Genomic DNA, 12,342 nt, shown 5'->3' with positions numbered 1-12,342 from the left:
GAAAGTCACAGCTTGAATTTGCTGATGATGTTTCTGAGCTGTTCGACGATGTTTTTGAGGTCGTTTGCTGCTCTTTCGAGTTCTTCTGTTGCTGCAGTCTGCTCTTCAACGGCAGAACTAACCTCCTCAGCACTGGCAGTAGTTTCCTCAGCACTAGCGGCAAGATTCTCCAAAGCACGCAACGCCTTATCAACCTCCTCCTGCGTACGAATAATCTGCTCCTTAACCTCACCCATCCGACCACTAGCCTCCTGGAGAAGGTCAGCAATGTTCGTAAGATACGTGACGGTCTCTCTGAGCGTTTCCGCACTCTCACCCACGACTGAGACACCGCGCTGGGTGCTCTCCACTGCGTCCTTGATTTCGGTGGTTATCTGGTCGATGATGTTCTTGATGTTGTCAGCGGCCTGTTTGCTCTCCTCGGCAAGCTTCCTAATCTCCTGGGCAACTACCGCGAAGCCCCTACCAGCTTCCCCAGCACGAGCCGCCTCAATGGCCGCGTTAAGAGCCAAGAGATTAGTCTGCTCAGCAATGTTCGTAATCACATCCGTAATCTCCTCAATACTCCTACTCATCTCCGCAACTTTCCTGACCGCGGTCTCTATCTCCTCCATCGTCTCCTGTATGCTCTCTATCTGCCTGGCCGAGACTTCGCTCTTCTCCCTTCCCTCCGTGGCTATGTTAACCACCTCGGTAACTGCGCCTTCGAACTCTTCCATTGCTCTGACGCTCTCGGCGCTGGTTTCTGCTACAAAGCGCATTCCCTCGGTAATCTCGTTGATGTGCTCCTGCTGCCTCTGCGCTTCAATGCTGACCTGCTGAACGGCCTCGTTGACCTGATTGATGGCCTCGGTGACGTCGCTCGATATCTGCGCCAGCACGTTGGCCTTCTTTTCAAGCTCGTTCGTGACCTCAACTATCTCCCCGATTAGGCCCTTGAGCTTGTGGGTTGTGTCGCGGAGGTCTTCAAGGATTTCCCTGAGCTCGCCCTTGGCCTCCATGCTGAGGCCGTTGCTCAGGTCGCCTTCAGCCAAGCGCTCAAGCTTGGCCGCTATCGTGTTCAGAGTACCAACCAGGTCCTTTCCTACGGCCTCGAAGGCCTTGATGAGCGCACCAATCTCATCGTCCTCAAGGTACCGAATCTGCTTGAGTCTAGTACTGACTTCACTTAGTCTTCCATCTGCAAGGGCCTGGGCAATGCCTCTGAGTTGGTCAAGAGGCTTGAGCGTGTCGTTGAGAACCTTGTAGGCGAGGGCTATCATGAGCAATCCAACAACCGCCGCGAGAAGCGAGCCTAGCATTGAGTCTCTAATTGCCTGGTCGAGCGTTGAGGTAATCTGTGCTGTTATTTTCTCGGTGCTCTGCTTGAGAACACCTTCAATTGAGTTCGTCAGCGGGTCCGTTAGTTCGTGGAGCGGAACAACTGCGAGTACTATCCAGCCGGTGGTCTTCATCCTCTTGTAGCCGGCGACCTTCTGAACTCCTTGGAACTCGTAAACGACCCATCCTTCGTCTTTACCCTCCTTGAGGACGTCCGCTATCGGCTTGAGGGAGTCAACGTCGTTGATGTTCAGCTTCTGAACGAGGCTCTCGTTGGGGTGAACTATAACGGTTCCCTGCTGGTTGATTATTGCTATGTAACCGCTCTGGCCAATCTTTATCTCCTTGGCCTGCTCGATGAGGGTGGATACGAAGACGTCAACGCCTATGACGCCGACGAGCTTGCCGTTGACGTAAATAGGTTCAGAATAGGTTACAATCCACTTCCCAGTTGAGGCGTCCTTGTAGGGCTCGGTCCAGACGGGGCCGTTCTTCGCGACGGCCTCCTGATACCAGGGCCTCTTCCTCGGGTCGTAGCCTTCAGGCAGGGGCTCGTCAGGCCACATGTACATGTTACCGTCAGCGCTTCCGAAGTACACGTAAGCGACGTTTGGGTCGAGGTTTTTAACGGCCCTGAATCGGTTCAGGAGAAAAGCCCTGAACTGGTCGCTGTTTGGAGGATAGTTGCTGTAGGCAACCTCAACGGCCTCTATTGCAACCTTTCCCATCATTCGCATCTTCTCGAAGTAATCATCGAAGAGCTTCGCACCGAGCTTGGCCGCGCCAACAGAAATTGTTCCGGCTTCCTCTTCAATGGGCTTCTGAATGCCCTCTGCCATCATCTTCGGCAACTGGTCGTTTAGCTGTTCGTTCAGAACAGTGTGGACCTGGCCCTTCATCCTCATCGTGTAGTAGCCAACTATCGTCGCCCCAATGAGGAGCGTGACCAAAACAGCTGCTACCATAGTCAGGAGTATCTTTTTGCGGAATTGCACCGCGCCCACCCCCATAATCTCAACTACGCCTGGGGAAGTTACGGCGTTAAAAGTTAAATCGCTTTTGTGTAGGGGGTTGTGTAGGTGATTACGAGTCCAAGAAGGGAGAAGAGAATAAAATCAACTCTTCTCGAGCACGTTGTTCCAGGAGTAGCTGGACTCTATGAGCTCCCCGACGGTCAGCTTTTTCTCGGCCACAACCCTGGCGTTGAGCTCCTTCAGGGTTTCGAGGATTTTCTCTCTGGGCAGAGCTTCCTCGTCGAAGACCACGAAGCCCCTGCCGGTGTAGCTGTTGAGGAAAGCCCTCCAGACCTCAGCCCTCGTCAGGAGCTCGTACTGCTTGGCCGTTGCAAGCTCCCAGTTTCCCTTATCGAACTGGAGCTCGAGCCTGGTGAGCTTCTTATCGGGATTAACGACCATTCGACCACCCCCTCAGTTCCTCAGGCCAAAGTAGTCCTCGATGTCTATGTAGGTCTTCCTGTAAAGCTCGCTGTTCTTCATCTTCTCGACGAACTCTTTGGTTCTCCTGTACTTGTCGCTCCAGTAGTCCCAGTCGGGGTGAAGGGCCTTCCACTCCTCCCAGGTGTAGCTGAACTGGGCCTGCACCTTGTCCCTGTAGAGCTCTGGAATCACGTTGAACGTACAGAACGGCACCACCCTTCCGTCGGGCATGGCGTAGTGGATGACGCAGCGCTCGACGCGCTCAACGTCGTAGTTGTACTCGTCCATGAAGTGCATCATTCCGATGAAGAGCGCGTTCTCGTGGAACTTGCCGAGGGCGTCGTAGTTGCCGTGCATGAAGGCGTTCTTTATCAGCTCAAGAACCTTGAGGCCCTTCGGGGCGTACTTGTCGTCGTAGAAGCTCTTAAACTTGAGGAATATCTCCGCCCCGAGCTTGAGCTTCTGGAGCTTGCCGAGCTTCTTCCACTTCTCTATCTCCTCGGCCTTCTCCTCCAGGTACTCGACGAAGCCCTCAACGTCAAGGAACCTGCTTATGGGAACGACGCGCTTGTTCTCCCTGTCAAGGAAGACGTAGGTGGCCGCTCCACAGCAGTAGTGGCTCGTCATGTAGTAGCGCGAACCGGAGAACGCCTCGAAGAAGCGAGCAATATGACCGGCTATCGGAATCGGGTACCAGTCGTCCATCGCGATTACGCCGTTGGTCTGCTCCTCTATGCGCTTTATCGCTCCCGGAATCGTTATCCTGAACCTCTGGCGCTCCTTCTTGGGAACCCTTCCGACGAGGGAAATCGGCTGGAAGTTCACGCCCCTGACGATGTCGAGGTGGTTGAGACCGAAGTTGATTATGGCCCCAAGCTCGTGGTCGTTGACGTTCCTAATCGTTGTCGGCACGAGGACTATTCCGGGTCCGCCGGCCTTCCTCACGTTCTCGAAGATGAGCGGAATCTCCCAGTGGTTCTTCCAGTTGGTCTGGGGCGTCATTCCGTCGTAGCTCAGGTAGAGGGTGTTGGTTCCGGCCTCGCGGATTTTCTTCACGAGTTCGGGCTCGAAGGCGAGCTTTATTCCGTCGGTGTTGAGCTGAACGTGGTCGTAGCCTTCTTCCTTCGCGATTTTGATAATCTCAATCAGGTCGTCGCGGAGGGTCGGCTCACCGCCGGTGAACTGGACTGCGTTGGCTCCAACCGGGTACTGCTTCTTGGCGTTGCGGAGCATCATCCTAATCTGCTCGAGCGTCGGCTCGTAAATCGGCTGGCCCTCCTTGGCGTAGAAGAAGCAGTACCAGCAGGAAAGGTTGCAGCGGTTGGTTAAAACGATGTTGAGCAGGTTCGTGTGGGAGCGGTGCCTGGCGCACATTCCACAGTCGAAGGGGCAGTTGACGCCGGTGTTCTCAACGTTGACGCTCTTGAGCTTGAAATCATACTTCCAGCGCTGGAAGCGGTAGTACTGCTCAACGCTCTCGTAGTAGAGGTCGGTTATCATGCCCTCGGGACAGCGCTTGGTTATCCACACCATTCCGTCCTTCTCCCAGACGAGGGCTGGAACGACGCGCCTCGTTTCGGGGCAGAGGGAGTAAGTCCTATGGGGCAGCGGGCCACCATAAACCCTGCTCGCGGTTTTAAGCATCTCCTCAAACTCTTCCTCGCTTATTTCAGGGAACTCAACTATATCCCTGAGCTTTCTGGTGAGCTGTTCAAACTCCTTTTCACCGCTCGGTACCTCACCGATGTTCTCGGCCATCTTTCATCACCGCTACCCCTAATCCAACGGTGAGGTATAAAAGCTTTTGCGTAAATATGAAGATTTTCCTGCATAGGTATGACCCAACTTTGGGAAGCAGAGGCTAAGGTTAAAAGCCCTTCCGCGGAAGCCAGTCGGGTGGTAGAATGCCGGCTCGCGAGATGAGGATGGAGATGTTTGTCAGGGCTCTGCTGAGAAGGGACTTCAGCAGGGCAAAGGGTCACTTGGAAAAGCTCATCAAGATAGCGGGCAACGACGAGTGGGGCAGGGGCTACTCAAGGGCCGTTGAAGGCATAATGAACGCCCTCAAGGACAACGACACCGATTCGCTGATTGTCCAGTTGATTTCGGGCAACGACAGGGAGAGGGCCGAGGAGTTGCTTGAAAACTACTCGAAGCTCGCTACCCAGGACTTCCGCGACGACTACGAGAGGGGCTTTTACACGGCCTGGAGCGAGTTCCTGAAGGCGTACCTCAGCCAGAAGACCCTCGCGTGATGCCTATGGGAAAGGAAGAGCTCATGAAGAAGCTTGAGGAGAAAATCCGGAACTGCCAGAAGTGCCCCCTCGGCCAGCTCAGGACGAACGCAGTCCCCGGGGCGGGAAGCTACGACGCCAAGGTGATGTTCGTCGGCGAGGCGCCGGGCTACTGGGAGGACCAGAAAGGGCTACCCTTCGTGGGCAGGGCCGGAAAGGTTCTCGACGAGCTTTTGGCGGGGATATGCCTGAGCAGGGACGAGGTTTACATAACCAACATCGTCAAGTGCCGCCCGCCTGAAAACCGCGACCCGACGGAGGAGGAAATCAGGGCCTGCGCGCCTTACCTTGACAGGCAGATTGACATAATAAGGCCAAGGGTCATAGTTCCACTCGGCAGGCACTCGATGCGCTACATCCTTGAGAAGTTCGGGTTCAAGCCCGAACCGATAAGCAAAATCCACGGAAAGACCTTCGAGGCGAGAACCCTCTTCGGCAAGATAATCATAATGCCGATGTACCATCCCGCCGCGGCCCTGTACAGGCCACCCATCAGGGAGGAGCTTGAGAAGGACTTCGTCAAACTGGCGAAAATACTCGAGGAACTTGGCTGAGTTTCCCTTCACGTTTCTGCAAATTTTACGGTTCCAAATGTTACGATTTTTGGTTTTATCCATTTTGCACGAGCCGAGCTGGAACGCTTTTGGGAAAGGTTTTTATTGGTTCAATGCTCTATAATATACTCAGGTACACCTATATGCACTTCAGAGCAGTGACATGACCAGAGATGCTCGCGGATTTTTGAGGGCATTCGGAGGAACTCCAAAGATTGACAAAAAAGTTCGGGAAAAGCTTATATATCTCGAAGAAACTTCGGGGTTGAATTTCCGGAGGTGAAAAATCGTGTCGGACTTTGGAGTGCTGTCCCTGCTTCCACCGCTGGTTGCGATTGTTCTGGCGATATGGACGAAGAGGGTTATCCTCGCGTTGTTTTCAGGTGTCTGGATTGGCTCCCTGATATTTATGGGATGGAATCCAATAACGGGCACGACGTACACCCTTGAGACTATTGTTGGCAGCGTCACTGACGACTGGAACGCAAGGATTCTAATCTTCGACTTCCTGATTGGAGCCGGTGTTGGTCTGATATACAAATCTGGAGGAGTTCAGGCGCTGGCGAATGCGCTGGCAAAGCGCGTCAAAACGAGTCGTGGTGCATCGGTTCTTGGATGGTTCCTCGGCGTTCTCGTGTTCTTTGACGACTACACCAACACCATCATCGTTGGAAACACCATGAGGCCCATAACCGACAGGACGAGGGTTTCGAGGGAGATGCTGGCTTACATAGACGACTCGACCGCCGCCCCGGTTGCGGGTATAGCGCTCATCTCAACCTGGATAGGCTACGAGCTCTCGCTCATAAAGGACGGTTTTAAGGGCGCCAGCGTAGATTACAACGCCTACAGTGCCTGGCTTTCAAGCGTTCCCTTCAGGTTCTACTCGATACTCGCAATACTCCTCGTCCTCATAGTTGCCTACACCCACAGGCACTACGGCGCAATGCTCAAAGCGGAATACCGCGCGAGGACGACCGGAAAGGTTCTCCGCGACGGTGCAAAGCCCCTCATGACGACAGAAACAGACCTCGGCCAGCCGAAGCCCAACGGAAGCGTTTGGGACTTCATCATCCCCATTCTTAGCCTCGTTGTGGTCTCGATACTCGGTCTCTGGTACACCGGCGCCGCGAACCTTGAGGCGTACTCCCAGGACCTCGGCTGGTGGAGCGAGCTTGAGCATCCCTTCAGCGTCAACTTCCTCAAGTACAGCTTCGTTGAGTCCTTCCGCGAGGCGGATGCAGCAACTGCCCTGCTCTGGGGAAGCTTCACCATGGTTGTCGTTGCCAGCGTAATGCTCCTTGGCAGGAAGAAGATGACCGTTGAGGAGTGGGAGGACACGATAATCAGGGGAATGAAGCAGATGCTCTTCGCCAACACAATCCTCGTTCTCGCCTGGAGCCTCGGAACGATAACCAACGGCGACCACCTCGGAACCGGCAAGTACATAATAGACGTTGCCACCAGCTCCGGGGCAAACCTCGGCCCCTGGATGCCCCTGATAATGTTCCTCTCAGCGATGTTCGTAGCATTCACAACAGGAACCAGCTGGGGAACCTTCACAATCATGGTGCCCCTCGGCGTCCAGCTCAGCCTGGCCTTCAGCGGAAGCGTCAATGAGATAGTCTTCGCCACGATAGGCGCAACCTTCGCGGGTTCAATCTTCGGAGACCACTGCTCCCCGATAAGCGACACAACGATTATGAGCTCTATGTTCAGCGGTTCAGACCACATAGACCACGTTACAACCCAGATACCCTACGCCGTGACTGTAGCGGCCATCGGAGCAGTTCTCTACGTCCTTTTCGCGCTCGGCATAAGGAGCTGGGCGATACTCCTTCCGCTTGGAGTCCTGTTGCTCGTCGGCGCTTGGTACTTCCTGAGCGAGTGGTACGGCAAGAAGTACGGCATACCCCACGGCAAGGTGCCGATATACGTGGTCGAGGAGTGAATAATATTTTTCTAATTTTTGCTTTGTTTTAAACTTTTCTCATAGTTTCTAAACCTTAAGTTGATAACGAGGAGTTTATTACAATCAGATAAAGAAAAATTTATGTAGCCTTCTCTATCATAATTTAATGACAACTCTCCAGGAGGGTGGCGTCATGGATCCCAAGTACGTTGTATCGGGCAAGGAATGCAACACCTGTGCTCTCTGCGCTCTCTGCTTTGCCGACGGCCCGATTCCGGACTTTGAAGGGTTCGGTATTTACGGTCTCTTTGGCCTCTTCTGAGGCCATTACTTTTTTGGAGTGCACTTCGGGGGTGAAAGGATGCAGAATGTCATTGAACCTGCTGTAACATTGGAAACCCTCGGGGAGAAGTACGTCTCACTCACCGGGGGGACCGTGCTTGGGATTTATCCCCACCTCGCATCCATCTACAGGGGGGACGTCAGACGAATCGTGAACCTTGATGCCGCCCAGGTTCTCAGGATGTGTGACGGGAGAAGAAAAGCGTCTGAAGTCGCGGGTAGTCTCTCCCCCTCTGAGGAGGAGCGTCGTAAAATCCTTGAATTCCTCTTAACTGCCGTCGAAAATGGTGATGTAGTTGTCTCCGACACCCCAATCAATGCCCCCTTTGAGGTGGCTGAGCACGATTACATCCTCCCGTCACACGTAGTCTTTGAGCTCACCGAGAACTGCAACCTGAACTGTGCCCACTGCTACAGAATAAAAGAAAGGGCGCCACTTTACATGCCCCTTGAGGCATTCAAACGGATAATAGATTTTCTTTCTGAACACCTCCTCGTTGGTATTGAGCTGACGGGTGGGGAACCAACGCTCCATCCCAACTTCGTGGAAATCGTCGAGTACGCCGCCGAGAGGCATGAGCTCGTTGGCGTCCTCACAAACGGTCTCTACCTTCCTCCGGGGACGATTGAGAAACTCTCATCGTACATGGACAAGCTCTTCTTCAGCGTCAGCCTCGATAGCCACGACCCCACGTTTCACGACGAATTCAGAGGTTTGAAGGGTGCGTGGAAGAGGACGGTTGAAAACATAAAACGGCTCACCGATGCCGGCTTCAACGTGAGGATTGCCATGACCATTGTCCCCGAGAATATAGACCACGTGGAAAAGGTCGCTGAACTGGCAGTTGAGCTGGGGGTCAAAATGTTCACTTACAGTCCGATGCTTCCCTTTGGCAGGGCCGATGGATTCACATGGTCCAACGAAGACCTGTGGCGTATTAGTGAGGTAGATAAACGTGTCCGCAGGAGATTTTCGGGAGTGATTCCCGTGGCGAGAATGGAGGAGCTCGAGGCTTCCCTTGGAAACTGCGGGGCAGGCTGGAGGAGCGTCACAATCGGGCCGGACCTGTCGGTGAGGATGTGCGTCGTCAGCGACTCGGAACGGGACGTTCTCTTCCGGCTCGACCCTAAAAGGCCGGAAGAGTCCTTCAGAAACGCCAGAGAGAAGCTCGCGTTCTTTTACGGCATCCGTGCCCCTGGTCCTTGGATTTGCGGAAACTGCAGGTTCCTCAGCTTCTGCACGCCCTGCGTCCTGCGCGCGCGTTACGTCCTTGAGAAGGGCCTGATAGCCCCCGAGGAGTGCCGCTGGGCGAGCACTATAGGAATCGGAGCTCTAAAGAAATACCTCCAGGTGAAAACCGATGGATGAGACTTTAGTTCTTCTCCTCTTAGGCCTATACGGCTACGTTGCCTTCGCCCTCGTCCTTCACACTGCAAAGAAAACCCTGTTAGGTAAGTCTTTCTTCTGGCCTGAGACGAGGAGGTACACCGACGTGGTAATCGGCCTCGTATCCCTCCTGTATTCCACGCGAGTATCCCAGAGTGACCTCCGCTTCATAACCGCCCTCTACGGCCTATCGCTTTTGGCAAACTCCCTCAGGGGCCCCCTCGGCGTCGGGAAGTGGAATGTCGGCGCACGGAAGGCCTTTAACTACCTCGCCAACTCCTACATCGTGCTCTCGCTATTCCTGATGGCGCCCGCTGTGAAGAAGCTCACGGGAGTCGAGCCGGTCCTCATCCTGATTCCCCTGTTCCTCGGGACGTACTACGTCGTATGGGGGTGGAGGAGGTGAAGGTCGTCGAGGTCAGGAACCTCAGGAAGTCCCTCGGGGGCAGGGAAGTCCTCAGGGGTGTGAACCTCGAGGTCGAGCGCGGTGAAATCCACGGTTTCCTCGGGCCGAACGGTGCCGGAAAGACCACCACCCTAAGGAACCTGCTCGGCCTTCTCCGCCCGGACGCGGGCGAGGTGAGGGTCTTCGGAAGGGAACCGTCGAGGGACATGTTCCGCAGGGTGGGGGTAATGTTCGAGTACGAGGTCCTGAACCCGGACTGGACGGTCATCGAGAACCTCCTCTTCTGCTCCTACGCGCGCGGACTTGGGGAGGCAGAAGCGAGGGAGGCCCTCGAGCGCGTGGGCTTCGGGAGGGAGCACTGGGATAAGAAGTTCAAAGAGCTCTCCAAGGGCATGAAGCGCAGGGTCTCCCTCGCTTCTGCCCTCGTCCACGACCCCGAACTGCTCATCCTCGACGAGCCGACGAGCGGCCTCGACCCCACCGCGAGGATTGAGATTAGGACCCTGCTCCTCAAGCTCAAGGAGGACGGAAAGACGGTGCTCTTCTCCTCCCACGACCTCGCGGAGGTACAGAAGGTTGCCGACAGGGTGACGGTGATAGCCGGTGGCGTCACGAGGGCCGTTTTCAAGGTCGCGGAGGTTGAGGACCTCGAGGAGGCCTACGTGGAGGCCGTGGGGGTGAGGACATGAACACGGGGAAGCTCCTGCTCCTGAACTTCAAAACGTTCCTCAGGGAGTCTTCGCTGGGCGTGATTGCCGTGGTGGTGCTCGTGTGGGCGTTTTCCTCTGGCAAAATACCTCGCTCGTTCATGGGCGTCGAGGGGAACTTCGTCTTCTACTCCCTCTTCGTGATGATGCTCGTCGGCTACGCCGTTATGGTGTCCGTCTCGTTTACGGGCCTCATAAAGCGCAAGACGTCGAGGTTCTATCACCTGATTCTCGTCCTCCCAGAGAGGCCCTCAAGGTACCTCTTCATCGAGTCCCTTCCGGCGCTTGCGCTCGCAGAGGTTGCATCGGTTCTCGTGGGGGTTATCCTATACCGCTCGAGCTGCGCAAGACCCTCATGGCTCTTCCTGCCAATTCTGGGAAGTTCCCTCTTCATATTTGGCCTCTCGATGCTCTCCCTCGCGGTGACCCTCCAGGTCTCGAACGTCAGGACCGTGAACCTGTTCCTGTTCCTCCTCCTATTCGCCCTTGCGAGGGTCCCCCGATACGTCCTTGAGAACGGGCTTCACGTTTCACTTGCAACAGACATCCTCTTCCTGACCGCCGTTGCGGTGGCCATTATCGGTCCGTGGGCACTGTCCTCCCTAAACCCCGAGCGCGTCGTGCTCTCGTCGTGAGCTTTTTAAGGGCCCTCCCCAACTTTTTTCGGTGGTGCAATGCTCATCAGGGCGTTCGTTCCAGCCCACATAACGGCCTTCTTCGTGCCGGTCTTCCACGATGACCCGCTCAAGGCAGGTTCGCTCGGCGCTGGAATCAACCTCGACAAGGGAACAAACGTCTTCGTAAGCGTAGAGACCGGAACGCTGGAGAGGCATATCCACATCGCCTTCAACGGAGAGCCAGTGAATAGAGAAGAAGCCGTAATCAGCTACTCCGTCGCCGAGAGGCTCGTTCCTTCCGATTTCCTCGGCGAGGTTGAAATCTGGCAGTACTTCGACTTTCCCAACGGCCACGGCTTCGGCAACAGCGCGGGGGGCGCTCTCGGCACGGCTTTAGCGCTGAGCTACGCCTTCGGGGGGACGTGGCTTAGGGCGTCTCAGATAGCCCACGAGGCCGAGGTGACCCACAGGGGAGGCCTCGGCGATGTCATAGCCCAGCTCGCCGGGGGAATTGAAGTTCGCGTTAAGGCCGGCGGGCCCGGAATCGGGGTTACCGACAACCTGTTCTTCGAGGACTATCGCGTTCTGGTCGTCCCCCTCGGAAAGCTCTCGACTAAAGAAGTTCTTGACGGCGACGTCGTGAAGGCAATAGAAGCCGAGGGAAGGAAGGCTCTGGAGGAACTCCTGAAGGAGCCAACGCCCGAGAGGCTAATGGTCCTCGCAAGGGCTTTCGCCGAGAGGACGGGCCTGCTCACCGGTGAGCTCCTTGAGCTGGCGAAGGAACTCGACAGGGTTCTGAAGAATCCGAGCTCGATGATAATGCTCGGGAAGGGCCTCTTCGCGCTCGTTCTGGAGAAGGAGCTTGAAAACGCGAAGGCGCTCCTTGCCGACCTCAAGGTTTCATACGACGTTGCAGAAATCCACGAGGGGAAGCCGAAGGTCGGGAGGTGGGTTGGTTAATATATTTTCACGCCCTCACTGAGAACGGTTCTGTGGAAGGAAGTATCCCTCCACCTCTCAAACTCTTCCGGTTTTTCAACTATAACGTTGAGGACAACTCCGTGTTTCATGAGAACTTCGAAGATGTCATCAATGAGGTCGTCAAGGGCTATGTCTCCCACGACGAGAAGGTCAATGTCACTCTCCTCTCCATAGTTACCCCTCGCGTAGGAGCCGAAGAGGTAAACAGAAGCTATTCTATCCCCAAACTTCCGCTTTAATCTCATAAGGAAGTCGTTTAAAGCCCGTTCGTGCGCTTCCATTTCCTAACCATCTCCTCGGCCACATAGAGCTCGCGCTCTACTTCCTCGACGTTCATGGTCGTCATTACGTTAGTCCCCTATTTAACGCTTGGCCCAACAACCCTT

General features: G+C 55.1%; 13 protein-coding genes. 9 read left to right on the top strand and 4 right to left on the bottom strand.

Annotated elements, in window-relative coordinates; genetic code table 11:
• Nucleotides 1-5: 5 nt before the first annotated feature.
• From BD01_RS07625 to tes, 3 genes are all read right to left on the bottom strand, one after another.
• Nucleotides 6-2,315: a methyl-accepting chemotaxis protein gene (locus tag BD01_RS07625; protein ID WP_042691604.1), complete on the bottom strand. Its 2,310-nt coding sequence runs from the start codon at nt 2,313-2,315 to the stop codon at nt 6-8.
• 120 nt (nt 2,316-2,435) lie between these two features.
• Complete coding sequence (locus BD01_RS07620; RefSeq protein WP_042691601.1) at nt 2,436-2,735, bottom strand: DUF3213 domain-containing protein; 300 nt, start codon at nt 2,733-2,735, stop codon at nt 2,436-2,438.
• 12 nt (nt 2,736-2,747) lie between these two features.
• The gene (gene tes / locus BD01_RS07615; protein WP_042691600.1) at nt 2,748-4,514 is read right to left on the bottom strand and encodes a tetraether lipid synthase Tes; all 1,767 of its coding nucleotides are present in this window, start codon (nt 4,512-4,514) and stop codon (nt 2,748-2,750) included.
• Between the two features lie 146 nt (nt 4,515-4,660).
• Here tes and BD01_RS07610 point away from each other — a divergent pair, with 146 nt between their 5' ends.
• From BD01_RS07610 to BD01_RS07570, 9 genes are all read left to right on the top strand, one after another.
• Nucleotides 4,661-5,011 carry a hypothetical protein gene (locus BD01_RS07610; protein WP_042691597.1) on the top strand — a complete coding sequence of 117 codons (351 nt, stop codon included), beginning with the start codon at nt 4,661-4,663 and terminating at the stop codon, nt 5,009-5,011.
• A 5-nt stretch (nt 5,012-5,016) separates the two neighbouring features.
• Nucleotides 5,017-5,604 (top strand): type-4 uracil-DNA glycosylase, encoded by a 588-nt coding sequence (gene udg / locus BD01_RS07605; RefSeq protein WP_042691595.1) that lies wholly within the window; start codon nt 5,017-5,019, stop codon nt 5,602-5,604.
• Between the two features lie 289 nt (nt 5,605-5,893).
• Nucleotides 5,894-7,555: a Na+/H+ antiporter NhaC family protein gene (locus BD01_RS07600; protein WP_042691592.1), complete on the top strand. Its 1,662-nt coding sequence runs from the start codon at nt 5,894-5,896 to the stop codon at nt 7,553-7,555.
• A gap of 154 nt (nt 7,556-7,709) precedes the next feature.
• On the top strand, nt 7,710-7,838 hold the full coding sequence (locus BD01_RS07595) for a subtilosin A family bacteriocin (protein WP_042691590.1): 129 nt from the start codon (nt 7,710-7,712) through the stop codon (nt 7,836-7,838).
• Between the two features lie 39 nt (nt 7,839-7,877).
• Nucleotides 7,878-9,227, top strand: coding sequence for a radical SAM protein (locus tag BD01_RS07590; RefSeq protein WP_042691587.1), 1,350 nt, complete (start codon nt 7,878-7,880; stop codon nt 9,225-9,227).
• Nucleotides 9,220-9,651 (top strand): hypothetical protein, encoded by a 432-nt coding sequence (locus tag BD01_RS07585; protein WP_042691585.1) that lies wholly within the window; start codon nt 9,220-9,222, stop codon nt 9,649-9,651. The genes BD01_RS07590 and BD01_RS07585 overlap by 8 nt, the downstream gene beginning before the upstream one ends.
• On the top strand, nt 9,648-10,340 hold the full coding sequence (locus BD01_RS07580) for an ABC transporter ATP-binding protein (protein WP_051482183.1): 693 nt from the start codon (nt 9,648-9,650) through the stop codon (nt 10,338-10,340). Before BD01_RS07585 ends, BD01_RS07580 begins: the two co-directional genes overlap by 4 nt.
• A complete protein-coding gene (locus tag BD01_RS07575) occupies nt 10,337-10,993 on the top strand; it encodes a hypothetical protein (protein WP_042691582.1) in 657 nt (218 codons plus the stop codon). Before BD01_RS07580 ends, BD01_RS07575 begins: the two co-directional genes overlap by 4 nt.
• Before the next feature lie 39 nt (nt 10,994-11,032).
• Nucleotides 11,033-11,935: a pantoate kinase gene (locus tag BD01_RS07570; RefSeq protein ID WP_042691580.1), complete on the top strand. Its 903-nt coding sequence runs from the start codon at nt 11,033-11,035 to the stop codon at nt 11,933-11,935.
• On the opposite strand, the gene BD01_RS07565 is transcribed toward BD01_RS07570, so the two are convergent.
• On the bottom strand, nt 11,932-12,237 hold the full coding sequence (locus tag BD01_RS07565; RefSeq protein ID WP_042691577.1) for a nucleotidyltransferase domain-containing protein: 306 nt from the start codon (nt 12,235-12,237) through the stop codon (nt 11,932-11,934). The genes BD01_RS07570 and BD01_RS07565 overlap by 4 nt on opposite strands.
• Between the last annotated feature and the right edge of the window lie 105 nt (nt 12,238-12,342).

It is taken from the genome of Thermococcus nautili (assembly GCF_000585495.1).
GTDB lineage: Archaea > Methanobacteriota_B > Thermococci > Thermococcales > Thermococcaceae > Thermococcus > Thermococcus nautili.
This window is presented reverse-complemented; position numbering and strand designations above follow the sequence as displayed.